The organism is Blautia sp. HCP3S3_B11, assembly GCF_052064435.1.
GTDB lineage: Bacteria > Bacillota > Clostridia > Lachnospirales > Lachnospiraceae > Blautia_A.
Window position 1 is genome coordinate 24,359 of sequence record NZ_JBQHVP010000021.1, and the last position, 24,150, is coordinate 48,508.

20 protein-coding genes are annotated in these 24,150 nt (G+C 38.6%); 14 read left to right on the forward strand and 6 right to left on the reverse strand.

The window, feature by feature from the left end; translation table 11 throughout:
* Nucleotides 1–16: 16 nt before the first annotated feature.
* From ACTNC0_RS15125 to dnaA, 5 genes are all read right to left on the reverse strand, one after another.
* Nucleotides 17–2,530, reverse strand: coding sequence for a hypothetical protein (locus tag ACTNC0_RS15125; RefSeq protein WP_441088026.1), 2,514 nt, complete (start codon nt 2,528–2,530; stop codon nt 17–19).
* Nucleotides 2,531–2,603: 73 nt separating this feature from the next.
* The gene (gene recF, locus ACTNC0_RS15130) at nt 2,604–3,692 is read right to left on the reverse strand and encodes a DNA replication/repair protein RecF (protein WP_441088027.1); all 1,089 of its coding nucleotides are present in this window, start codon (nt 3,690–3,692) and stop codon (nt 2,604–2,606) included.
* A gap of 4 nt (nt 3,693–3,696) precedes the next feature.
* Nucleotides 3,697–3,906, reverse strand: coding sequence for an RNA-binding S4 domain-containing protein (locus tag ACTNC0_RS15135; RefSeq protein ID WP_117676572.1), 210 nt, complete (start codon nt 3,904–3,906; stop codon nt 3,697–3,699).
* 13 nt (nt 3,907–3,919) lie between these two features.
* Nucleotides 3,920–5,035 (reverse strand): DNA polymerase III subunit beta, encoded by a 1,116-nt coding sequence (gene dnaN / locus ACTNC0_RS15140; RefSeq protein ID WP_441088028.1) that lies wholly within the window; start codon nt 5,033–5,035, stop codon nt 3,920–3,922.
* 278 nt (nt 5,036–5,313) lie between these two features.
* A complete protein-coding gene (gene dnaA / locus ACTNC0_RS15145; RefSeq protein WP_117676574.1) occupies nt 5,314–6,669 on the reverse strand; it encodes a chromosomal replication initiator protein DnaA in 1,356 nt (451 codons plus the stop codon).
* 662 nt (nt 6,670–7,331) lie between these two features.
* Between dnaA and rpmH the strand changes: the two genes are divergently transcribed.
* The 12 genes from rpmH to ACTNC0_RS15205 all read left to right on the forward strand — a co-directional run bounded on the left by rpmH (nt 7,332) and on the right by ACTNC0_RS15205 (nt 20,725).
* Entirely contained in the window at nt 7,332–7,466 is a 135-nt protein-coding gene (gene rpmH, locus ACTNC0_RS15150) for a 50S ribosomal protein L34 (protein ID WP_008708004.1), read from the forward strand.
* 63 nt (nt 7,467–7,529) lie between these two features.
* Nucleotides 7,530–7,901 carry a ribonuclease P protein component gene (rnpA, locus tag ACTNC0_RS15155; protein WP_117676616.1) on the forward strand — a complete coding sequence of 124 codons (372 nt, stop codon included), beginning with the start codon at nt 7,530–7,532 and terminating at the stop codon, nt 7,899–7,901.
* Entirely contained in the window at nt 7,870–8,082 is a 213-nt protein-coding gene (yidD, locus tag ACTNC0_RS15160) for a membrane protein insertion efficiency factor YidD (RefSeq protein ID WP_182430666.1), read from the forward strand. The genes rnpA and yidD overlap by 32 nt, the downstream gene beginning before the upstream one ends.
* Nucleotides 8,083–8,169: 87 nt before the next feature.
* Nucleotides 8,170–9,459: a YidC/Oxa1 family membrane protein insertase gene (locus tag ACTNC0_RS15165; protein ID WP_441088050.1), complete on the forward strand. Its 1,290-nt coding sequence runs from the start codon at nt 8,170–8,172 to the stop codon at nt 9,457–9,459.
* 20 nt (nt 9,460–9,479) lie between these two features.
* Entirely contained in the window at nt 9,480–10,418 is a 939-nt protein-coding gene (gene jag, locus ACTNC0_RS15170) for an RNA-binding cell elongation regulator Jag/EloR (RefSeq protein ID WP_441088029.1), read from the forward strand.
* A 429-nt stretch (nt 10,419–10,847) separates the two neighbouring features.
* Complete coding sequence (gene mnmE / locus ACTNC0_RS15175) at nt 10,848–12,221, forward strand: tRNA uridine-5-carboxymethylaminomethyl(34) synthesis GTPase MnmE (protein ID WP_441088031.1); 1,374 nt, start codon at nt 10,848–10,850, stop codon at nt 12,219–12,221.
* A 178-nt stretch (nt 12,222–12,399) separates the two neighbouring features.
* Nucleotides 12,400–14,274, forward strand: a complete 1,875-nt coding sequence (mnmG, locus tag ACTNC0_RS15180; RefSeq protein ID WP_441088032.1) for a tRNA uridine-5-carboxymethylaminomethyl(34) synthesis enzyme MnmG — start codon at nt 12,400–12,402, stop codon at nt 14,272–14,274.
* Between the two features lie 349 nt (nt 14,275–14,623).
* Nucleotides 14,624–15,364, forward strand: coding sequence for a 16S rRNA (guanine(527)-N(7))-methyltransferase RsmG (gene rsmG, locus ACTNC0_RS15185; RefSeq protein ID WP_441088033.1), 741 nt, complete (start codon nt 14,624–14,626; stop codon nt 15,362–15,364).
* A 209-nt stretch (nt 15,365–15,573) separates the two neighbouring features.
* Complete coding sequence (locus ACTNC0_RS15190; protein WP_441088034.1) at nt 15,574–16,647, forward strand: ABC transporter ATP-binding protein; 1,074 nt, start codon at nt 15,574–15,576, stop codon at nt 16,645–16,647.
* Between the two features lie 2 nt (nt 16,648–16,649).
* Entirely contained in the window at nt 16,650–17,513 is an 864-nt protein-coding gene (locus ACTNC0_RS15195; RefSeq protein WP_441088035.1) for an ABC transporter permease, read from the forward strand.
* A 17-nt stretch (nt 17,514–17,530) separates the two neighbouring features.
* Nucleotides 17,531–19,015 (forward strand): GldG family protein, encoded by a 1,485-nt coding sequence (locus tag ACTNC0_RS15200; RefSeq protein ID WP_441088036.1) that lies wholly within the window; start codon nt 17,531–17,533, stop codon nt 19,013–19,015.
* A complete protein-coding gene (locus ACTNC0_RS15205) occupies nt 19,016–20,725 on the forward strand; it encodes a DUF4340 domain-containing protein (protein ID WP_441088037.1) in 1,710 nt (569 codons plus the stop codon).
* 277 nt (nt 20,726–21,002) lie between these two features.
* Here ACTNC0_RS15205 and ACTNC0_RS15210 read toward each other — a convergent pair whose 3' ends face one another.
* Complete coding sequence (locus tag ACTNC0_RS15210; protein WP_441088038.1) at nt 21,003–21,956, reverse strand: alpha/beta fold hydrolase; 954 nt, start codon at nt 21,954–21,956, stop codon at nt 21,003–21,005.
* A gap of 454 nt (nt 21,957–22,410) precedes the next feature.
* On the opposite strand from ACTNC0_RS15210, the gene ACTNC0_RS15215 reads away from it, so the two are divergent.
* On the forward strand, nt 22,411–23,178 hold the full coding sequence (locus ACTNC0_RS15215; RefSeq protein ID WP_117676583.1) for a ParA family protein: 768 nt from the start codon (nt 22,411–22,413) through the stop codon (nt 23,176–23,178).
* Complete coding sequence (locus ACTNC0_RS15220) at nt 23,178–24,143, forward strand: ParB/RepB/Spo0J family partition protein (RefSeq protein ID WP_441088039.1); 966 nt, start codon at nt 23,178–23,180, stop codon at nt 24,141–24,143. Before ACTNC0_RS15215 ends, ACTNC0_RS15220 begins: the two co-directional genes overlap by 1 nt.
* Nucleotides 24,144–24,150: the final 7 nt, after the last annotated feature.

The following is a 24,150-nucleotide window of genomic DNA, read 5'->3' on the forward strand; positions in this document are numbered from 1 at the left end:
ACTCCTTTTTCTTGCATTATTTACTGAAATCTTTTTCATACAGAACGATATAACCGTCTCTGTCTATACGTTTCTTGGATACATTTCGTTTAAATTTACGGATTCCTCCCTGAGATTTCGCAATCGCAGAATCTATAAGTTCTTTCACCGCGCCAATATTCATCGGCGAATCCTCTTTCTGATTGATTCCAATCAGATTGTACAGTGCAAGCATCCCCATCTGGTCAATGGTATAACCATTTTCCTTTGTATAAACCCTTGCAAAATTAACGAGCTCATCATTGGTAAATACCGGAATATTGATCATAGATGTAAATTTCTTTGCAAATTTCGGATATTTTGCAATCAGTTTACGCATGCCAATCTTTTCATCCTCAACAATTATAGTCAGACCATCCGTATTTACTTCCATAGCTTTATCAAGCATCTCAACAGTTTCCTGTGTAAGCTGATTTGCATTCTCTATTACAAGGAAACCACCGGCCAGCTTGGAGAAAATCTTATAAATATTTTTTCCATTGATCTGGTCTGCGAAAACGTAAGCTACTTTGGATGCTTCCAGATTTAACTCTTTACAGATTGCCGGAATCAGCCCGGAGATCAGTCTCGTCTTTCCACATTCCTTGCCACCCATGACAATAATATTTCCAGTTTTGGAAGTCTTATCTGCTGCCGCCATCTGAACATCACATAACGTATCAACCAACTGTTCTTTCATTCCCGGAATCTTTACAAAATATGTAAATAACTGTTTCTCATCATCCGTCAGTTCTTTTTCTCTTGGTACAATGTCTCTAGGATCGGTTTCATCTTTCGGCTGAATAGATTCTATAAAACGTTCCAGTTCCTCTTCTTCAGTCAGAGGTTCTGGCTGTTCTTCTTCCTCTTTCGCCACATCAACTAACTGTTCCGGTTCTGTATCATCTATATCTTCCAGATTAACATCCGAATTACCTGCCGGTCCATACAGAAATTCCTCTTCTGCTCTTCTGAGGTCCTCTTCCGTAACCTCATCTTCGTCATCTTCAGTAAACTCTTTTGGAGCAGCTACAGGTTCTTCTGTTTTTTCCTCATCCATTATAGCCTCTGCCGGCTCTGCTTTAACATCCTCAGTGTCTGTATCTTCCAGATTTCCACTGAGAAAATCCGGTTCTTCTAATTCATCTGCAATCTTCTGTGTTTTTGTCGTTACCTCAGGTTCTGTTTCTGAAATTTTTTCCGGCTCTTTTACTTCCGGCTGAGTTTCTTCCTTCGGAATTTCAATTCCCTGAGCGCTGGCAGCAGCAAGAATCGTATCTTCCAGATTAAATTCTGTTCCTGATGTTTTAAAAGAGTCCATGGATAACTTCGTCTCAGCGACATCTTCCACTTTCGGAGCTTTACTAAGTTCCATATTCTTCATGGAAGCAGGTATATTTAATTCCGGCATCTTAATTGTTGCAGAAAAATCCGGCTCTTTTTTCTCTTCCTGTACACTCTCGACAGGAACAGCTACCGGAGCTTCCCCCGGTTTCTCAGGTTCTGCTTCCAGCTGCGGAACATTTTCCGGTTCTTCCTGTGATGCGTCACTCTTTATGATCTCTTCCGGAATCTCATTCTCCTTTGTAATTCCGGCTTCATTGATCATATCATCAGATTCTTCTGTAAACTCTTCTTTTTCTTCCTGAGTCTTACCACCAAAAATATCTCTGATACCTTTGGAAATTTTCTCCTGGATACCCTCCATATTGACACGAATCTCTGTCTCTGATTCTTCAGGTGTTTCCGGTTCTTTCTCTTCAGTATCCTCACTTACATATGCCACTTCACTGTCTGAAGCTACTTTCTGTTCTTCCTCTTCTGAAGCATCTTTCTCTGACTCTGCTTCTTTTTCTGCCTTTTTCAGTTCCTTCGCCTGCTCTGGCGTAAGAAGTTTCGGAACAAACTGTTTCTCAAACTTAGCTTTCTCTGCACCTGTCAGCTCACCCATTCTCATTTTAAGATCATAAGCTTTCATGACATATTTGCCTTCGCTGAACCACAGAATAATCTCATTACATAAATCCAGACTCTTCTGCTTTTCTCCTGCTTTATAATATAATGCAGCCAGTTCATATGACCATTTCTCAGTAAATTCCTGCTCTTTATATTCTTCCAGAATTCTAATCTGTTCATTCAAGGAAGAATTCTTCGCTCTCGCAATTTTATACCGAAGAATATACTGTGTACTATCATTAGATGCTACCTGTTTATATTCTTCAAAAAATTCTTCCGCTTCATTAATGTCATCCATTCTAAGTGAAATCTCAATTAAGCGATAAAGAATATTTTTTCCAATAGATGCTTTATGATATGCAAGAAGAAAAATCTCCTTACTATCTTCAAATCTTCCATTTGCGGCATAAATCTCACCGACAACGCATAAAGTACGGACGTTCTTGACACGTCTCCAGTCTATGCTGTCTACAATGTTCATGGCGCCTTTATAATCTTTGTCCTGAACCAGCTTATTAATCTCTTCCAGCTTTATCCGAAATTCTTCTTTGTCCAATGCATTCACCAACTTTCCATAATTACGTTCAGTGTATCATAAGCCTATACCCTTGTCAAAAGATTGTTAACCGTCATTGTTCAGGTTGCAATACATTTCCCTGCACTACCTGAAATACCTTATTTATCTGAAACTGATGACTGATAAAATCATCAAGACCTGTACATGTGATCAACGTCTGAATATCTCTGATACTGTCCAGAAGATAGTTCTGTCTGCTGCGGTCCAGTTCAGACAGAACATCATCCAGAAGCAGAATCGGCGTATCCTTTATTTTTCTTTTCACCATATAAATTTCCGATAATTTAAGTGAAAGCGCCGCGGTTCTCTGCTGGCCCTGTGAACCGTATCTTCGAATATCGATTCCATTTGCCATCACACACAGATCGTCCCTGTGCGGACCGACAGATGTCAGCTTCATCCGCATATCTTTTTCCCTGTTTAACTGTACACTTTTTTCCAGTTCTTCTGAGGTACAGCTTGGCTCATAAATAACTTCCAGTTCTTCCAGACCACCCGTAAGATTATGATGTGTTTTTCTTACAGTCTCATTTAATTCCGCAATAAAATCACTTCGCTTATTAATAAGTCTACGCCCATACTCTGCCATCTGCATATCCCAGATATCAAGAGTATCTTTTAGCGAAGGCTGAATATAAATATCTTTCAGCAATTTATTTCTCTGATTTACAATGTGATTGTATGAAGCCAGATCCGTAATGTATATTTTGTCCAGCTGACATAATTCAAGATCAATAAATCTTCTTCTTTCTCCGGGACCATTTTTTATAATATTCAGATCCTCGGGAGAAAAGAACACAAGATTGACCACGCCAAACAACTCACCGGCTTTTCTGATTGGCAGCCCGTTAATAGCTACACCTTTCGCCTTATTCTTTCTGAGGTGCATGTCAATTTTGTAAGAAAGTTCATCTCTTTTCACCATCATACGGATATGAGATTCATCCTCTCCAAACCGGATCATATCTTTATCTTTGCTTCCCTTGTGTGACTTAGTCGTTCCACATAAATAAAGCGCTTCCAGGATATTTGTCTTTCCCTGGGCATTATTTCCGTAAAATATATTCGTCCCCTGTGCCAGATCAAGTTCCAGAGAATCATAATTTCTGAAATTTTTTAACTGAACGGATTCAATATACATTTACTCACCTGATCACTTTGATTTCTTTTCCATCATAAGAAACAACATCGCCTTCATAAACTTTTCGTCCGCGACGTTCATCCACTTCTCCATTAACTTTAACCAGTCCGTCGGTGATCACATATTTCGCTTCAACCCCGTCCTGAACCATATCTGCAAGTTTCAGTAACTGCCCCAGTTTTATAAATTCATCTCTGATTTTAATTTCTTCCATTTTCATTTACTCCCTATCTTGCCTGATTCTGGTTGATATTTACAGGCAGAATCAAATATGTGTAATTTTCCTCATCATCTCTGATAAAGCATGGTGCTTTTGGATTTACGAGGTAGATACTGATTGTTTCATCATCAATTACTTTCAGAGCGTCAATCAGGAAACGCGGATTAAATCCAATCAGAATATCCTTTCCCTCTTTGTTGATATCAATGCTTTCATTCATGGAACCCATTGCTGAATCAATGCGTAATTCCATAGAATTATCAGTAATTTCTATGATGATCGGTTTCTTTTCTCCCTCTCTTACCAGCAATGTAGCTCGGTCAATACAATCCAGAAATTCTTTTTTGTTGATTACGATCTTTGTTTCATAATCACTGGAAAGCATCTGATCAATGCGGAAATATTCTCCGTCAATCAGCCTGGAAATAACAATTGTCTGGTCGAATTCAAATAAAATATGATTCTTTGAAAAATAAATATTTACAATATCATCAATTTCACCTGACAGGATCTTACTGATCTCATTAAGGGTTTTGCCAGGTACCACCACTTTGCGGTCTGCATAATCTTTCTTCAGTTCCATACGTCTGATGGCAATACGATGTCCATCCAGAGATACGATCTTCAGATAATTATCCTTAATCTCAAAAAGTTCTCCGGTCATTAATTTATTAGTCTCATTAGACGCAATTGAAAAAATTGTCTGTCTAATCATCTCTTTAAGAGTAAATTGTGAAATAGTAAGACTCTCTTCCCTTTCGATAATTGGGAGATATGCAAAATCTTCTCCGGATTTACCAGGAATTGTAAATTTAGCTTTTTCACAGGTAATGGTGGCAGTAAGTTTCTCGTCTGTTTTTATAGTAACCTGATTTTCTGGCAGTCGACGAATGATTTCATAAAAGATTTTTGCATCGAGTGCAATTAATCCTTTATCTTCAATCGTTCCATCAACGATTGTTTCAATCCCAAGTTCCATATCATTGGTAGTAAATTTAATCTGGTTTGTTGTTGCATCTATTAAAATACATTCAAGGATTGGCATTGTTGTTTTGGAAGGAACTGCTTTGAGTGAGATACTGACACTTTTGAGCAAGTTACTTTTTTGGCAAATGATTTTCATAATGTGTATAACTTCCTTTCTGGGTGAAATGTGTTTTTTATAGATAAATGTATAAAAGGAATCCGTCGTCGCCGTCGTAGGGGATGTGAATATGTGAAAAACTCAATATTATGTTGATGTTTCAAGGGTTTCGAATATGGATAACTTCGTGTATAGAGGCACTTAAAGCATGTGAATAACTTGTGTATAACTGATTCGCCAAAAAAGGGGCAGAAAGTTATACACATTTATCCACATATAATCAACATCTTATACACAGTTTATACAGTCAGATATCCTCATCCCTGTGGATTAATCTTTTTCTTTAAGGTTTCGATAGTATTTTTTAAATTTTCGTCGTTGGAAATCTCTTTTTCAATCTTGTCGATTCCGTGCATAATGGTAGTATGGTCACGATTACCAAGAGATTTTCCGATAGATTTCAATGGTGTGGAAATAATTTCCCTGCATAAATACATTGCAATCTGACGAGGGGTTACAATTTTGGAGTTACGTTTATTTCCGGAGAGGTCTTCAACTGTAACATCAAAGTGTTCTGCAACCATGGAAATAATATATTCCGGTGTGATCACTTTCTTTTCGTCAGGTGAAATGATATCTTTAAGCGCCTGTTCAGCAAGTTCAAGTGTTACTTCTTTCTTTTCAAGTTTGGCGAAAGCCATAACCTTGTTGATCGCACCTTCCAGCTCACGAATATTGGATTTGATATTGTTTGCGATGTATTTGATTACTTCTTCATTAATATCATAGCCATCCATTTCTTCTTTTTTATGAAGAATTGCCATTCGGGTTTCGTAATCCGGCAGTGTGATATCTGCGATCAGGCCCCATTCGAATCGTGAACGGAAACGTTCTTCCAGAATTTCCATATCTTTCGGTGGTTTATCTGATGAAATAATGATCTGTTTTTTTGCACTGTGCAGACTGTTGAAAGTATGGAAAAATTCTTCCTGTGTAGATTCCTTTCCTATAATAAACTGAATATCATCGACGAGAAGAACATCAATATTTCTGTATTTTTCGCGGAATTTAGTCATTGCTGAGTTATTTCCGTTTCGGATTGTTTCGATCAGTTCATTAGTAAATTCCTCGCTGGTAACATAAAGTACTTTACTGTTTTCATCATGATCAATGATAAAATGCGCAATAGAATGCATAAGGTGAGTCTTTCCCAGACCTGCGCCACCGTAGATAAACAGCGGATTGTAGGTATCTCCCGGAGATTCAGCAACTGCAAGGGCTGCCGCCTGGGCGAATTTATTATTGCTTCCGACTACAAATGTGTCAAAAGTGTATTTCGGATTCAGATGAGCTTCTTCGCAGCGGGCGTCCTGCGACTGCGCTTTGGGAGAAACTGTCTCTCTTTTCGGAACATCTTCCGGTAATATAAAATTAATATCACAGTTTTCCATTCCGGTAACTTCACTAATTGTTACCTGGAGAGGAAGTTTGTACTTTTTACTTATATAATTGAGACCGACCTGCTCAGATGGAACGATAATAGTAACGACGTTGTCGACTACTTCAAAAACAGTGAGTGGTTTTAGCCATGTATTAAAAGAAACGTCAGACAGATCATGCTCTGTTTTGACAATTTGCAGGATTTCATCCCATTTTTCCACAACTTTGTTCATTTTTGGTTCTCCCGGTTCGTATTACTTATTACTGAACGTGTAGTGAACAGTAACAATTGCTTCTATATTAATGTATAAGTCATTGCGATAGCCTGTTTTCCACAGACATTGTCCGTATTCTTTAAAAAAGACATAAATATCCTTATATATATTATAATAAAATGCCTGTTTTAGCAATGTATATTTGATGGAAATGTGGAAAAAAGTTATCCCCAATTTTTATGTGGATTAGTGTGGATAACAGTGGAAAAGCCCATTTTAGTTACCATAATGCGACACGATCCACTTGAATATAGGAAAAAAATGTGTATAATTTTATACACTGTCAAAAAGCGCAAAAATAAAAGAGAATTTTTGGGAGATGTGTAAAAACAAGGGGGATAAAGTGGAAAGATATGCAGGTATTCCACAAGTTATCCACAAGTTATCCACAACTTGTGGATAATATTACGTAAACCAATTAAACTATCCACAATGACAGAAAAACAAGAGAAATCTTTGTTGCAAATAATACTTGACGAAATCACCCTTTATGAATATAATTGAAATGATGTTCTAATAAGTAAAGTTGGCGGCTGCAGGAAGCGAATAATCCGGCATTTGCCATACTTAAAAAGTTACAAAATTTAACATGGATAATAGATAAAGGAGGTGCTTTACCTATGAAAATGACATTTCAGCCGAAAAAAAGATCTAGAGCGAAAGTTCATGGCTTCAGAGCTCGCATGAGCACAAAAGGTGGTCGTAAAGTATTAGCTGCCAGAAGATTAAAAGGAAGAAAGCATTTATCAGCCTAAGAATAAGACCGCAGTTATGTGGTCTTTTCTTCTCTTAAAAAAGAGATTATGAAAGGGGATTCTATGCAAAGATCAGAGTCCTTAAAAAAAAATCAAGATTTTCAAAAAGTATATAAACATGGAACATCAAAAGGTAATCGGTATCTGGTGATGTACGTACTGAAAAATCAGTACATGAAGAATCGTCTGGGAATATCAGTAAGTAAAAAAGTAGGGAATAGTGTGGTCCGCCACAGACTCACCAGATTGATAAGAGAAAGTTATCGGTTAAACGAAGCGGAATTTGAAAATGGTTTGGATATTGTAGTAGTTGCACGTCCCCAGGCAAAAGACAGAACCTATCATGAGATAGAAAGTGCACTGATGCATCTTGCGGGAAAGCACTGCATAGCAGGTAAGAACAATGATAAAGAAGTTTCTGATCAGAATAATTAAACTCTATCAAAAGTATTTGTCACCGATGAAGAGAACAAAATGTCCTTATATTCCCACATGTTCTCAATATGGTTTAGAAGCAATCGAAAAATATGGTGCATTAAAGGGTGGTCTTCTTGCGGCATGGAGGATACTTCGCTGTAATCCTTTTTCCCATGGAGGCTATGACCCTGTACCGTAAAGACAGGAATGTACTTGAAAATTGAATATTGATCGATCGAAGGAACCTCCTGTCATTTATGGATTCTAGGAGGAAATGAACTTGGAAATGATTTTAGCGACAAAGAGCAGCACTCCTATTATCGGTCAGCTTGCGACCGTCATGGGATGGATCATGGATGGTATCTACAGACTGCTGAATGTATTTGGAATTCAGAATATCGGTCTTTGCATTATCATCTTCAGTATCCTTATTTACACTCTTATGACTCCACTGCAGATCAAACAGCAGAAATTTTCTAAATTAAGTGCGATCATGCAGCCGGAGCTTCAGAAGATTCAGAAGAAGTATAAGGGAAAAAATAACGATTCGGCAGCTATGCAGAAGATGCAGGAAGAGACACAGGCTGTATATCAGAAATACGGTGTATCTCCTACAGGAAGCTGCGTACAGCTTGCAATCCAGTTCCCTATTTTGATGGCATTATACCAGGTAATTTACAAAATTCCGGCATATGTAGGCAGCGTAAAGGATATCCTTGCATCTGCAGTTACAAGCATTACAGGTGTAAACGGATATACAGATATCCTGCAGCAGTTCATCACAGATAATAAGATGACAAGAGTTCAGCTTATTATGGATGGTAGCAATGCCACGAGCAATTCTGTAACAGACTTTTTATATGCACTATCTCCTTCTCAGTGGAAAACTCTTGCAGAGACCAGTCAGTTTTCCGGATTTGCGGATACACTCAACAGTACTGCAAAAGAGATTTCGCATGTGCAGAACTTCTTTGGACTGAATATTGCAGACCAGCCTTTGACTTATATTAAAGCCGCTTTTGTCGGTGGTTCTATTCTTATTGCAATCGTTGCAATCCTGATTCCGATTCTTGCGTGGGCTACACAGATGATTAACTTAAAGCTGATGCCTCAGGCAGCACAGCAGGGTGGAGATGCACAGCAGGATGCAATGATGAACTCCATGAAGACAATGAACATGGTAATGCCGCTGATGTCAGCAGTATTCTGTTTCACATTCCCTGTAGGTCTTGGTATTTATTGGGTAGCAAGTGCGGCAGTACGAAGTGTACAGCAGCTTGTCATCAACAGACAAATGGATAAGATTCAGATTGATGACCTGATCAATGAGAATATGAAGAAGATGGAAAAGAAGCGCGAAAAAGAAGGGCTTCCGCCTCAGAAAATCACAAATCAGGCACATCAGAGCGTTAAGAATATCAATAAAGTTGAAAAAGGCAGCAGCAATACTGATGCCGAGATAAGAGCTAAGAAGGTCGAAGAATCTTACAAAAACGCAGCAAATGCAAAACCAGGCAGCATTACTGCCAAAGCCAATATGGTAAGAGCATTTGAAGAGCGTAATAAGAAGAAGTAGTCAGGAACGGAGGGGTTGGCATGGAGGATTATATCCAGTTTTCAGCGAAAACAAAGAGTGAAGCAATTACAAAAGCATGTATCGAGCTTGGCGTATCCAGTGACCAGCTTGAGATTCAGGTAATCAGTGAAGGAAGCAACGGATTCTTCGGAATCGGAAGTAAACCTGCAGTGATAAAGGTTCGTAAGATTGAACTGGTTTCTGAGGAAGAAGAAATGAAGGAAATCGTAGAGACAGTAAAACTTGATTCCTTCAAGGAAGAGACTCCGGTTGAAGAAAAGAGACCAGAACCTGTAAAACCGGTGAAGAAAGAAACAAAAGAGCCAAAAGCTGTTTCTGAGAAACCAAGACAGCCAAAGCCTGTAAAGGAAAAAGCTGTAAAAGAAAAACAGCCAAGAGAACCGAAAGAAATCAAAGAGAAACCAGCCAGAGAAAAGGCAGCAAAACCGATGAAACCGGCAAAACCTGTTGAGATCATTACAGATCCGGAAGAAATTAAAGAAGTAGAAAACAGAGCAAGGGTATTCCTGAGCGAAGTGTTTGCTTCTATGAATCTTGGAGAAGTAGAGATCACATCTAAGTATAATACAACAGATGGAAGTCTGGAAGTTGATTTCGAAGGCGAAGATATGGGAATCCTTATCGGTAAGAGAGGTCAGACACTGGATTCTCTTCAGTATCTGACAAGCCTTGTGGTAAATAAAGGAAAATCAAATTACATTCGTGTAAAACTTGATACAGAAGATTACCGCAAACGCCGTAAAGAGACTCTTGAGAATCTTGCAAGAGGTATCGCTTATAAGGTAAGAAAGACCCGCAAGCCGGTAATTCTTGAGCCGATGAATCCTTATGAGAGAAGAATCATCCACTCTGCTCTTCAGGGAAATAAATTCGTTGAGACTGTCAGTGAAGGTGAAGAACCTTACCGCCATGTAGTGGTAAAATTAAAAAGAAATTAATCTGCTGTTTATTACACAAGGTGTAATGGCGACTGAACAGTAACAAATTAAATAAATAGCTGTATGTAGAAGCACATGTTTCATTGCAGATATTAAAAAAGAATGTTATTCTAGGTGAAAGCGTGAATAACACGTAACTTTGCGTGTACACTTTTACCTGGAGTAACATTTTTTATTGTAGAAAATAAGTAATTATCCAACGGTAGCAGTTCCCAGGTGGGACTTGTTTTTGTATAAATAACAGGGATATTAACGATAGGTATAATAATCCTGTTATTTATATAAAGATTTGAAAAAGATGCTAAGGGTTGCCTGTGTAATCCTGTTTGTATTTTAAAATTTCTAAATGCTATTCGGCTATGAGCAGGCAGCGAAAGTGGATTGAGAATATCCGCTTGACAGTGTTAAATAATAAGTGAGGAGGAAAAAATGGAAACAACAATTGCAGCAATTTCCACAGCTATGAGTGCATCCGGAATTGGAATTGTCCGCATCAGTGGTGAAAATGCCATGGACGTGATTTCCCGTGTCTACAGATCAAAAGGTGGAAAGAAAAAAATAAAAGAAGTTCCGACTCATACTATTCATTATGGATATATTTATGATGGAGAGGAACTGGTGGATGAGGTTCTGGTGATGATCATGCACGCACCGAGAACTTTCACAGGGGAAGATACAGTAGAAATTGACTGCCATGGCGGTGTATTTGCCATGCAGAGAGTACTGGAAACAGTGCTGAAAAACGGTGCAGAGATCGCAGAACCAGGAGAATTTACGAAGCGCGCTTTCCTGAACGGTCGTATGGATCTGTCCCAGGCCGAAGCGGTTATGGATGTCATTCAGGCAAAGAATGAATATGCACTTCGCAGTTCCATGGATCAGTTAAGAGGTTCTGTACAGAAAGCTATCCGCGAGATCAGAGAGAAACTGATTTATCATATCGCATACATTGAGTCAGCATTGGATGATCCGGAACACATCAGTCTGGATGGATATCCACAGGAGCTTCTGGAAGTTGTGGACAACGAGCAGAAAGAAGTGAAACGATTGTTGAAAACCTCTTTCGACGGAAAGATGATCCAGGAGGGAATCCAAACGGTTATTCTTGGGAAACCAAATGCCGGAAAATCTTCTCTGCTGAACCTTCTGATAGGAGAAAATCGCGCTATTGTAACTGATATTGCAGGAACAACAAGAGATATTCTTGAAGAATATATCACACTTCATGGAATCTCTCTGAAGATTATCGACACAGCCGGAATCCGTGAGACGAAGGATATTGTGGAAAAAATCGGTGTAGACAGAGCCAGAGAAATGGCACAGAAAGCAGACTTGATCCTTTATGTTGTGGATTCGTCAGTCCCGCTTGACGAGAATGACGAAGAAATCATGGCTATGCTTGCCGGCAAAAAAGCAATCATCCTGTATAATAAAACGGATCTTCAGCCAGTGATCCAGCCAGAACTTCTGAAAGAAAAGACTGGTCACCCAGTGATTCCGATTTCTGCAAAAGAGGAAAAAGGAATCACAGAGCTGGAAGAACAAATCAAAGAAATGTTCTTTGGTGGAGAGATTTCCTTTAATGACGAAGTATACATCACAAATGCCCGCCATAAAGCAGCATTGGAAGAAGCTGACAAAAGCCTTGATCTGGTCAGAAACAGTATAGAAATGGGAATGCCGGAGGATTTCTTCTCCATAGATCTGATGAACGCATATGAAAATCTTGGAAAGATTCTCGGAGAATCAGTGGGTGAGGATCTGGTTAATGAGATTTTCAGTAAGTTCTGTATGGGTAAATAGTGGATAAGAATCTGGCAGCGAGTAGTGACTTGATTGTATCCGATAGATTATCATTAGTATTGATGAAGTATGATTGTAACAGAATAAATTTTGCAAAAAAATCGCCTTCGGCGATTTTTAATAATAGATTAGCAGATTGTACCATAGTAGATTATACAGTGGAAATAAAGGAGATAAAATGAAAACTTTAGTAGAAGATTATGATCTCGTTGTAGTCGGCGCCGGACACGCCGGATGTGAGGCTGCACTTGCAGGCGCGCGCCTTGGTCTGAATACAGTTATGTTTACCGTCAGCGTAGATAGTATCGCATTAATGCCATGTAATCCAAACATAGGTGGCAGTTCCAAAGGACATCTGGTAAGAGAACTGGATGCTCTTGGCGGTGAAATGGGAAAGAATATTGATAAAACATTTATTCAGTCAAAAATGCTCAACTGCTCCAAAGGACCTGCGGTTCATTCCCTGCGTGCACAGGCAGATAAACAGGCATACAGCAATGAGATGAGAAAGACATTGGAAAATAATCCGAACCTTACTATTAAGCAGGGTGAAGTAACAAAGCTTCTGGTTGAAGATGGAAAGATTAAAGGCGTAAAAACTTATTCAGGTGCTATTTATAATTGTAAGGCAGTCGTTCTCTGTACAGGAACCTACCTGAAAGCAAGATGTATCTACGGCGATGTAAGCAACTACACAGGTCCGAACGGACTCCAGGCTGCCAATTATCTTACAGATTCTCTGAAAGAACTGGGAATCGAAATGTTCCGTTTTAAAACAGGAACGCCGGCACGTATTGCTGGAAATACCATTGACTACAGCAAAATGGAAGAGCAATTCGGAGATGAGAGGGTTGTTCCGTTTTCTTTTTCAACCAACCCGGAAGATGTTCAGATCGAACAGAAATCATGCTGGCTAACATACACCAATGAGAAAACACATGAGATTATCCGCGCAAACCTGGATCGTTCTCCGCTATATTCAGGAATGATCGAGGGAACAGGACCACGTTACTGCCCATCTATCGAAGATAAGGTAGTGCGTTTTGCTGATAAAAACCGACACCAGGTGTTTATTGAGCCGGAGGGACTTTATACAAATGAAATGTATATCGGCGGAATGTCTAGCTCACTTCCAGAGGATGTACAGGAGGAAATGTATCACTCTGTACCGGGACTTGAACATGCCAAAATCGTCAAAAATGCATATGCCATTGAGTACGATTGCATTAATCCGCGCCAGCTATATCCAACACTGGAATTCAAGAAAATTAAAGGTTTATTCAGCGGCGGACAGTTTAACGGAAGCTCCGGATATGAGGAAGCGGCGGCTCAGGGACTGATTGCCGGAATTAATGCGGCTATGGAAGTTAAAGGCCAAGAACAGTTGATTCTGGATCGTTCAGAGGCGTATATCGGTGTCCTGATTGACGATCTGGTAACAAAGGAGAACCATGAACCATACCGTATGATGACCAGCAGAGCAGAGTACAGACTTCTTCTCCGTCAGGATAATGCAGATCTGAGACTTCGTAAGAAGGGCTACCAGGTAGGTCTTATCAGCGAGGAAGAATATCAGAAGATTCTTACAAAAGAAGAACAGATTAAGAAAGAAATTGAAAGAGTAGAACATACAAATATCGGTGCAAATAAAGAGGTTCAGGCACTTCTGGAAAGCTACAACAGTACTCCATTGAAGTCAGGAACAACACTGGCAGAACTGATCCGCCGTCCGGAACTTTCCTATGAAGCAATTAAACCGCTTGACAAAGAACGTTCAGAACTTCCATGGGATGTACAGGAACAGGTTGATATTAACATCAAGTATGATGGATATATCCGCAGACAGTTAAAGCAGGTAGAACAGTTTAAGAAACTGGAAGCAAAGAAAATCCCAGTGGATCTTGATTATGAGAAAGTCGGCAGTCTGAGAATCGAAGCCCGCCAGAAGCTGGAGGCATACAGACCGATTTCTATCGGACAGGCCTCCCGAATTTCAGGGGTATCGCCAGCAGATATATCTGTTTTACTGGTATATCTTTCAAGTGCAAGATAAGACACGATAAGCACTATTTAATGTACTTATACATGTGAAAATATGAAAAAGCAAGCATATTTTACGATATAAAAGAACTGAATAAAGGACTCTTTGACCACCAAAAAACGATTTAAAAGTACAAAAAACAACACTGAAATATGCAGAGTCAGGTAGAAAAAGAACAGAAAAGAACATTAAAAATCCCAAAAAAATAACAAAAAGAAAAATAGAAAGTTGAGAGAAAAGCTAATAAAATAGCAGGGAAACTCAAAATCTGAAATACCGAAATAAAAAAGAAAAATCAGTTATAAGTTGAAAAAACAACGATTAGAGAATTAGAAATAAGTATAAAAAGGAGAAAAATACCATGCCATATAATCTGTCGACATTGGAAAACGGATGTAAAGAGCTGGGAATAGAACTGAGTCAGAAAAAGAAAGATCAGTTTATTCAGTTCTATGAATTTCTGGTAGAGAAGAATAAAGTTATGAATCTGACAGGAATTACAGAATTCGAGGAAGTGCTGACAAAGCATTTTCTCGACAGCCTGTCCTGCGTAAAAGCGATTGATATGACAAAAGTAAAAACAATCATGGATATTGGTACAGGAGCAGGATTCCCAGGAGTACCGTTAAAGATTGCATTCCCGCATCTGGAAGCCTGCCTGCTGGATTCCCTGAAGAAGAGAGTGAATTTTCTGGAGGAAAGCTTTACGCTTCTCGGATTGGAAGGAATTAAGGCAATTCATGGAAGAGCCGAAGAGTATGCGAAGAACAAGGAATATCGTGAGAAATATGACCTCTGCGTATCCAGAGCAGTATCAAATCTTGCAACGCTGTCAGAATATTGCCTTCCATATGTAAAGACAGGTGGAACATTTATTTCCTATAAATCAGGAACTGTACAGGAAGAAGCAACAGAGGCTGAAAAAGCAATCAAAATCCTTGGCGGACAGTTAAGAGATATCACATATTTCCAGCTTCCTGATTCGGAAATTGACCGTTCTCTTGTCATTATAGATAAGAAGAAACCAACTCCGGGTAAATATCCGCGTAAAGCAGGAACTCCGCTGAAAGAACCATTATCTCACACAAACATCACAAAATAATCACACTTTTATCCTAATTTCATCACAACTTCATCATAAACTGTTCTTATAGAGATGTCCTCGGGTTCCCCCATTCTCTGTTTCGCCTGAGGACATTTTCTATATTAATCCTGAAGCCAGAGCGTGTTTGGAAAATCATTTCTGCGGAAAGTCTTTTTCAAACACACCAGGACGAATTTGCGGCATTTAAATAAAAGGAGGAGAACACATTGATTGAAGTAAACAATCTGGTCAAACGATATGGCGACCATACGGCAGTTGACCACCTTTCTTTTAAAATCGAGAAAGGTAAAATCTATGGATTCCTTGGACCAAACGGTGCAGGCAAATCCACCACAATGAATATGATAACAGGATACATTGCATCCACAGAAGGAACCGTCAGGATTGACGGACACGATATCCTTGAAGAACCGGAAGCAGCGAAGAAATGTATCGGTTATCTGCCAGAACAGCCGCCACTCTATTTTGATATGACCGTTCTGGAATATATGAAATTCGTGGCTGATCTCAAAAAAATTCCAAAAGACAAAAAAGCAACCATGATAGAAGAAGTCATGGATATGGTAAAGATTTCTGATATGAGAAATCGTCTGATCAAAAATCTGTCAAAAGGCTACAGACAGAGAGTTGGACTGGCGGAAGCAATCATGGGCTACCCGGAGGTTATCATTCTGGATGAGCCGACAGTAGGACTTGACCCGAAACAGATTATTGAAATCCGTACTCTCATCAAAGATTTAAAGAAGAAGCATACAGTAATCCTCAGCTCGCATATCTTATCTGAAGTAAGTGCGGTGTGTGATTACGTGCTGATCATTTCCCATGGAAAACTGGTTGCCAGTGATACTCCGGAGAACCTTGGAAAGCTGGCAGAAGGATCTAATACTCTTGAAATGCTTATTAAAGGTGAAAAATCACAGATTAAACAGGCTCTGGAAAGCATTGAAGGAGTTAACAGCGTGACTATTGAGAAGGATGAGAAACAGAATCTCTGGAGCGCTAAGGTTTCCACAGAAGAGAATAATGATATCAGAGAAAAAGTATTCTACAAGATGTCTGATATAAACAGCCCAATTTATGAGATGAAGTCCAAGAAAGTATCTCTTGAGGAAATATTCCTTGAACTTACAGCATCTGAGAAACCGGCATCTGCAAGTGAAGATGATACAGACCAGAAGAGCTCTGAAAGCCAGGAAACAGCAGAAGCTAAAACGGAAGCTGTAAACGTGGAACAGACATCAACAGAATCACAGAAAAATGATGAAGGGGGAGAAAAATAATCATGACAGCTATTTATAAAAGAGAGCTGAAAAGCTACCTAACATCCATGGTAGGATATTTGTTTATCTTTTTTATCCTTGTACTGGCAGGTATTTATTTTTCTGCATATCAGCTTTCAGCAGCATATCCTAAATTTGAATATACATTAAGTGCCATTACCTTTGTGTTCCTTATTGGAGTGCCAATCCTGACGATGCGTGTACTGGCAGAAGAAAGAAAACAGAAAACAGACCAGCTGCTTTTGACATCACCGGTTTCTGTAGGTGGTATTGTAATAGGTAAATATCTTGCATTGGTAACGGTATATGCCATTCCTATGGCAGTTATGTGTGCTTATCCACTGATTATGTCTAAGTTTGGTACAGTATCCTTTGCATCTGCTTATACAGCAGTTCTTGGATTTTTCCTTCTTGGATGTGCAAATATTGCAATCGGTGTATTTATGTCAGCATTAACTGAAAGCCAGGTAATTGCGGCAGTACTTACATTTGTCCTTTTATTTGCCTTCTACATGATGAATGGTATTTCTTCATTTTTCTCTCAGACATCAATGTCTACATGTGTAGCATTTGGATTACTGATTCTGGCAGCAGCGATTATTATTTATACAATGATTAAGAATGTTCTGATCTCAGCAGTGATCGGAGTGATCGGAGAAGTAATACTTGTAATCATTTATGTAGTAAAATCCAGTATTTTTGAAGGCGGAATTCAGAAAGTTCTGGATGTATTCAACCTGAGTGGACATTTTGATAATTTCACGAGTAACATTTTTGACATAAAAGGAATTGTATATTTTCTTTCAGTGATCGCAGTATGCTTGTTCCTTACAACACAGTCTATTCTGAAGAGACGTTGGAATTAGTGGGGAGGTGAAGGGAAATGAAGCTGAAAGAAAAAATGAAAAACAGTAAACATACGAAGTTTGATAAAAAGAAATTGATTGGAACTGTCAGCAAGAAACATATTAAAAACGGTTCCTATACAATGGTAATGTCAGTAATATTTATTGCAGTTGTAGTTGTGATAAATATGATTGTAAGTGCGATTCCATCCAAATACTCAGAGATCGATATCAGCAGTGAGAAGCTTTACAGTATCGGCGACGATACTAAGGCAATGCTGAAAGATCTGGATAAGGATGTAACGATTTATCAGATTGCACAGAGCGGTTCAGAAGATGAAAATATCACGAATCTTCTTAAGAAATATGAAGATGAATCCAAACATATTAAAGTAGAACAGAAAGACCCGGTAGTAAATCCTAAATTTGTAGCCGAGTATACAAGCGATGATCTTTCTGCAAATAGTCTTATTGTGGTATGCGGAGATCGAAACAAAGTTATTGATTATAACAATATCTATGAAAGTACAATGGATTATCAGACATACAGTTATCAGACAACTGGTTTTGATGGCGAAGGTCAGATCACAAGTGCTATCGGATATGTAACTTCTGAAGATCTTCCGGTTCTTTACACATTGGAAGGACATGGAGAAAAAGAGATGGATTCTTCTATCAAAGAAGACATCGAAAAAGCAAACATGGATATTCAGTCACTGAATCTTCTTACAGAAAGCAGTGTTCCGGATGATGCAGATTGTCTGTTTATTGATTCTCCATCTACAGATATCTCTGAAGATGAAAAAAATGCCATTATCGATTATCTTGAAAATGGTGGAAAAGCAATGATCTTCTCTAATTATACAACAGAAGATCTGCCAAACTTTGATGCAGTTCTTGAAAATTATGGTGTTCAGAGAGAAGCAGGAATTGTATTTGAGGGTGACAGCCAGCATTATGCAATGCAGATGCCATATTATCTGGTTCCGACTGTAAACAGTACAGATGCAAGTTCTGAGACAGCCTCCGGCGGATATTATGTACTTGCACCATATGCACAGGGAATCAAGAAGATGGATGATGTGAGAGACACTGTAACGATCAACAGTATCTTAACAACTTCTGATCAGGCATACTCAAAGACAGATCTTAACAGTGATACATTAGAGAAAGAAGATGGCGATGAAGAAGGGCCATTTGATCTGGGAGTGAGCATTACAGAAACTCTGGATGATGACAAAGAAACTCAGATTGTTTATTATTCTACTTCTAATCTAATGGAATCACAGGTTAATCAGATGGTATCAGGCGGAAATGAAAAGCTGATCATTGAATCACTGAAATGGATGACTGATACAGAAGACAGCGCAACCGTATCTATTCCGTCAAAGAGCCTGTCCGTATCTTATCTGACACTTACAGATTATGATGCTGCATTCTGGAAAATCTGTACGATCGGTCTGATTCCTGGATTCTTCCTGGTTGTAGGTTTGGTAGTCTGGATGAAGAGGAGAAAAGCTTAAATGAAGAATAAAACTGTAAAAATGATTCTTGCAGTTGCAGTTCTTGCAGTTTGCTGTGGGGCATACGCAGGCGTAAAAACCTACGTATCCCACCAGGAACAGAAAGAATCAGAAGAGGAATCCGAAGAAAGCACCTCTGTATTTACTGCTTCTGCTGACGACATTAAATCTCTGGCTTTCATGGTTGATGATACAGAAACAACATTTGAAAAAAAAGATGATAGCTGGGTAAAAAAAGATGATACAGACTTTCCGGTAAATCAGAGTACTTTGGACAGTGCTGCGTCATCGGTTACTTCCGTAGAGTCAGGCAGAGTTTTGGAAGATGTAGATGACCTTGCAGAGTATGGTTTGGATTCTCCGGCAAATACAATTAAGATTGTGACGAAATCAGAGGATGAAGACGGTGATGATACAACAACTACATTATATGTAGGAGATGAGAATTCATCTACAAGCCAGTATTATGTAAGAAAAGATGATGATGAGAAAACAGTTTATCTGGTAGATTCTTCCTGCGTAGAACCATTTACAAAGACATTATATGATTACGCACAGATGGAAGACTTCCCGGCAATCTCCGGCACAGATACAATCACTAAGATTTCTGCAGACGGAAATAATTCCTATGAATTAAAAAAGGATGCGGATACCAGCGTATGGTCAGTAAGTGCTAATGGAGAAGAGGATAAGGCAGATTCAGCTACAGTAAGTTCTCTGGTATCTTCTTTTGGAAGCATGGCTTATAATTCCATGGCAGATTATAAATGCGAAGATAAGAGCAAATATGGACTGGATAAACCGTATTCGACAATCACCGTAGATTATCAGGAAGAAGCAGAAACGACAGATACAAGTGAAGATACGCAGGAATCTGCAAGCGAATCAGAAGATAGTGCTGAGGCATCGGATGCAGACGATTCATCAGATAATGAAGATTCGACAGATGAGAAAAAGACAGAGATGGTAGATAAACAGCTTACAATTCTGGTTGGTAACGAAGCTGATGACAGTAACAGATATGTCATGGTAAATGACAGTAATGAAGTCTACACTATGTCGGAAGAAACACTGTCTGCACTTACAGATAAAACAGAAGAAGATTTCTGGGATATGACAGTAAGTTATGTATCTGTAAACAGCCTTGCAAGCTTAAAAGTAAATTATCAGGGAACAGATTATAAGGTAAATGCTTCACGTGAAACATCAACAGACGAAGATGGAAATGATACAGAAACAGTAACGTATAAACTTGACGGCGCGGATCTGGATGAAACAACATTTACAACATTCTATAATAAACTGATCAACATGGCAGCACAGAAATGCCTTACGGAAAAATATGATCCGGATGGAGATGCAGAACTGACAGTAACATTTACAGAAGAAGACGGAGACACGCTGGAAGTTTCCTACTACAGTTATGATACAAACTACTATGCAGCAGTAGTAGATAACAAGGTATATCTTGTAAACAAAATGAATGTAAAAGAGTTATTTTCAGCATTCGAGTCAGTCGCAGGCGTTGAGAAGGATGAGACTAAAATAGATTCAGACGAAGTGGAATCAGATGAAACAACATTAGCAGATGTTGAAACTGATAGTGAAACAGAAACATCCGATAATAGTGATGCAGTAACTGATGATGATTCAAAGTCCGCGAGTGCATCTGATACAACAGATACATCTGAAAGCGATACAGAAGAGTAAGAAAATGTAAATAAAGACCATAGCAATTCCATTATTTTCTGGAATTGCTATAAAAAAGCTTCGATACATAGAAATAAATCTGTGTGTCGAAGCTTTTTGTGTTTGAGAACAACTTTATAGGGCCGCTTTCGCTTTATAAGAGCTGTTTCATAACTTATATGGAATAGCTTTGTTTTCTTATGTTTTTTATACGATAAGGTGTGACTGAAAAATCATTCCCACAAATCGTGGCGCACATTTTGCAGAACGCCTTTTTCAAATATGTTCTAATTTGCCACTAAAAGAAGATTTTAACCTGTTCGAGAAAGTTTTCTGGTTTTTCAACATGAGGAAGATGCTTAGTACCAGTCAGTGTAGAAATTTCTATAGCCGGGTTACAAGAACAATATTCATCTGTGATGGACTTTGCATTTGGTTCTGCTTCTCCCTCAACGATATAAATACTGTTATCTAACGCCTTGACAGCATGACTGATGTTAATATTCATGTATTTGGAAGCCAAGCTGGAGTACAGATATTTCGTATAACATCCGCCCTTATGTGCTGCCTCATAATATGCATCTGTCATCTGAGAATCCACATGAAACGGATTGTAATATATTTTCTCTATAAACAAATTACATACATTATCACGTGAAACGATCATATGGTAAATCAATGTTCCAAAAATTGGAACCTCCAGAGCAAGTTTTAATAAGTGGTCTTTTCTTGTTGGCATATGCCTTAACTGAGTAAAGCTTGGAGGGTTAACCAGCATGATTTTGTTAAAGAGCTCTTTCTCATTATGACAGGCCATTACAACAAAGGAACTGGAAAATCCACTGGCAATTACATCTGTTTTTTCTCCGATAATTTTCCGGATAAAGTCACAGATCATCTGTACATATACAAAATTGGTATATGTGATGCTGGATTTATCGGAGCGTCCACAACCTAAAAGATCAACAGTAAATACGGTATGGTCAACTGCCAGTTCATCTTCAATTTTGCTCCATTCATATCCGGAAGCTCCTGGTAAAGCATCATGAATTAATAAAATTGGTGAGCCGGTTCCTTTTTTTGTATAGTAAATATTGCCAAAACGCCATTCAAAGTAATTATCATCAGAAATATGAAGCATCTGTTTAAGCTGTGCGGCAGCAGCAACAGTGCGGTTGATCAGATGGACTGTAACAGTTGCACCAGTCATCAGAGCAGCAAATGTAAGAAATTTATGTTTGTTTCTGTTCATTTTCAGCCTCCTTTATTAAGCATAGCAAATGTTTAAAACGTTACTGCATACCTTATTTTAAGGAATATATTTTATGACAAAATAGTATGTAACAGTAACTATAGCAGTTTCATAAAATACTGCAATTAATTCAGCCCGTCAGAGCGTGAAGTCCTGTGTCAGCACGCCTGCAGATATCTTTCTTGTCCTTCGCACTCTGCTGAACTGTCTTATTTGCATTATTTTCTAGAATTGCTATAAAAAACACTAAACATATATAAAGATATTATACTGCGAGGACATTGATTTTACAAGAAAATCATGAGCCATACAAACTAAACAATTTTTTAAAAAAAATTTATTTGTTTTTTTATGTTTCACGTGAAACATTATGTGGCGGGATTAAAATAAAAGTGTTATAATAAATCTGCAATACGCACAATGACAAATAAAACCTCATAAAGGAGGAATGAAGTTGGGAAGAATTATAGCAGTTGCAAATCAGAAAGGCGGAGTTGGTAAATCAACAACTGCAATTAATCTTTCGGCCTGTCTGGCAGAAAAGGGAAAGAAGGTTCTTACAATTGATATAGATCCACAGGGTAATACAACCAGTGGACTTGGAGTTGACAAGAATTCTGTAGAAAATACATTGTATGAACTTCTCCTTGGAGAAGCCGAGACGAAAGATACGATTATAAAAAATGTTGTCGAAAACGTAGACCTGATTCCATCTAATGTTAATCTTTCCGGTGCAGAAATCGAATTAGTAGGCATCGATAATAAAGAATTTATATTAAAAGGAATTACAGATAAGCTTCGACGCAAATACGACTACATAATACTTGATTGTCCGCCATCACTAAATATGCTGACAATTAATGCGTTGACTGCAGCAACATCAGTATTAGTGCCTATTCAGTGCGAGTACTATGCATTGGAAGGACTTTCGCAGTTAATCCATACGATTGATCTGGTAAAAGACAGATTAAACAAGCGTCTGAAAATGGAAGGTGTCGTATTCACAATGTATGATGCCAGAACAAATCTGTCTCTGCAGGTTGTGGAGAACGTAAAGGAAAATCTTAATCAGAATATATACAAAACGATTATTCCGAGAAATGTAAGATTAGCAGAGGCACCAAGTTATGGACAGCCGATAACAATTTATGATCCAAAATCAGCGGGAGCAGAGAGCTACAGACTTTTAGCTGAAGAAGTGATCAACAGGGAGGATAATTAATGGCAGGCAGAAAGAACGGTCTTGGCAGAGGTTTAGATGCACTGTTTCCGGAAAAGAAGTCTGCTGTCAAAGAACCTGTAAAAAAAACAACAGCTAAAACAGAAAATAAAACTGTAGCAACTGAAAAAGAAACAACTGGTACGAAGGAAAAAAGCAATACAGCAGGGCATAAAAAAACAGCAATGATAGTAAAAATATCAAGCGTAGAGCCTAATGTAAATCAGCCTCGTAAACAGTTCGATGAAGATGCGTTGTTAGAACTATCTGAGTCCATTAAACAGTATGGAGTTCTCCAGCCGCTGCTTGTATCCGATAAAAAGGATTATTATGAAATAATTGCAGGAGAAAGACGCTGGAGAGCAGCAAAACTTGCCGGACTCAAAGAAGTTCCTGTAATTGTAAAAGACTTTTCTGAACAGGAATTAGTAGAAATTTCCCTGATTGAGAATATTCAGCGGGAAGATTTAAATCCGGTCGAAGAAGCAATGGCATATAAACGCCTGATTGATGAATTTCACCTTAAACAAGATGAAATCGCAGAGCGTGTAGGCAAAAGCAGAACTGCTGTAACAAATGCTATGAGACTTCTTAAACTCAGTGAAAAAGTGCAGCAGATGTTGATCGATGAGATGATAACTGCCGGACATGCACGTGCAATCCTTGCAATATCAGACAAAGAAAAACAGGAATCTGTTGCGATGAAAGTTTTCGACGAGAAATTAAGTGTTCGAGAGACAGAAGCACTTGTCAAACGCATGCTGGAGCCACCGAAAACAGAGAAAAAGAGTAAATTCAGCTCTGCGGAAGATGCAATCTACGAGAGTCTGGAAGAAAAAATGAAGAGTATCATGGGCACCAGAGTACAGATCCACCGAAAGAAAAATGACAAAGGTAAAATTGAAATTGAGTATTATTCCAAGGATGAATTGGAGAGAATCATAGATCTCTTTGAATCCATTGGTTAGGAGTGAC

Excerpts from the sequence above, each read along its gene's own strand:
- ACTNC0_RS15210 (WP_441088038.1), bottom strand. The coding sequence starts at position 21,956 with ATGAACAGAAACAAACATAAATTTCTTACATTTGCTGCTCTGATGACT.
- yidD (WP_182430666.1), top strand. The coding sequence starts at position 7,870 with ATGATAAAGAAGTTTCTGATCAGAATAATTAAACTCTATCAAAAGTAT.
- ACTNC0_RS15135 (WP_117676572.1), bottom strand. The coding sequence starts at position 3,906 with ATGGAAGAAATTAAAATCAGAGATGAATTTATAAAACTGGGGCAGTTA.
- rnpA (WP_117676616.1), top strand. The coding sequence starts at position 7,530 with ATGCAAAGATCAGAGTCCTTAAAAAAAAATCAAGATTTTCAAAAAGTA.
- ACTNC0_RS15220 (WP_441088039.1), top strand. The coding sequence starts at position 23,178 with ATGGCAGGCAGAAAGAACGGTCTTGGCAGAGGTTTAGATGCACTGTTT.
- ACTNC0_RS15200 (WP_441088036.1), top strand. The coding sequence starts at position 17,531 with ATGAAGCTGAAAGAAAAAATGAAAAACAGTAAACATACGAAGTTTGAT.
- mnmE (WP_441088031.1), top strand. The coding sequence starts at position 10,848 with ATGGAAACAACAATTGCAGCAATTTCCACAGCTATGAGTGCATCCGGA.
- ACTNC0_RS15165 (WP_441088050.1), top strand. The coding sequence starts at position 8,170 with ATGATTTTAGCGACAAAGAGCAGCACTCCTATTATCGGTCAGCTTGCG.
- dnaA (WP_117676574.1), bottom strand. The coding sequence starts at position 6,669 with ATGAACAAAGTTGTGGAAAAATGGGATGAAATCCTGCAAATTGTCAAA.
- dnaN (WP_441088028.1), bottom strand. The coding sequence starts at position 5,035 with ATGAAAATCATTTGCCAAAAAAGTAACTTGCTCAAAAGTGTCAGTATC.
- recF (WP_441088027.1), bottom strand. The coding sequence starts at position 3,692 with ATGTATATTGAATCCGTTCAGTTAAAAAATTTCAGAAATTATGATTCT.
- jag (WP_441088029.1), top strand. The coding sequence starts at position 9,480 with ATGGAGGATTATATCCAGTTTTCAGCGAAAACAAAGAGTGAAGCAATT.
- rsmG (WP_441088033.1), top strand. The coding sequence starts at position 14,624 with ATGCCATATAATCTGTCGACATTGGAAAACGGATGTAAAGAGCTGGGA.
- mnmG (WP_441088032.1), top strand. The coding sequence starts at position 12,400 with ATGAAAACTTTAGTAGAAGATTATGATCTCGTTGTAGTCGGCGCCGGA.
- ACTNC0_RS15195 (WP_441088035.1), top strand. The coding sequence starts at position 16,650 with ATGACAGCTATTTATAAAAGAGAGCTGAAAAGCTACCTAACATCCATG.
- ACTNC0_RS15205 (WP_441088037.1), top strand. The coding sequence starts at position 19,016 with ATGAAGAATAAAACTGTAAAAATGATTCTTGCAGTTGCAGTTCTTGCA.
- rpmH (WP_008708004.1), top strand. The coding sequence starts at position 7,332 with ATGAAAATGACATTTCAGCCGAAAAAAAGATCTAGAGCGAAAGTTCAT.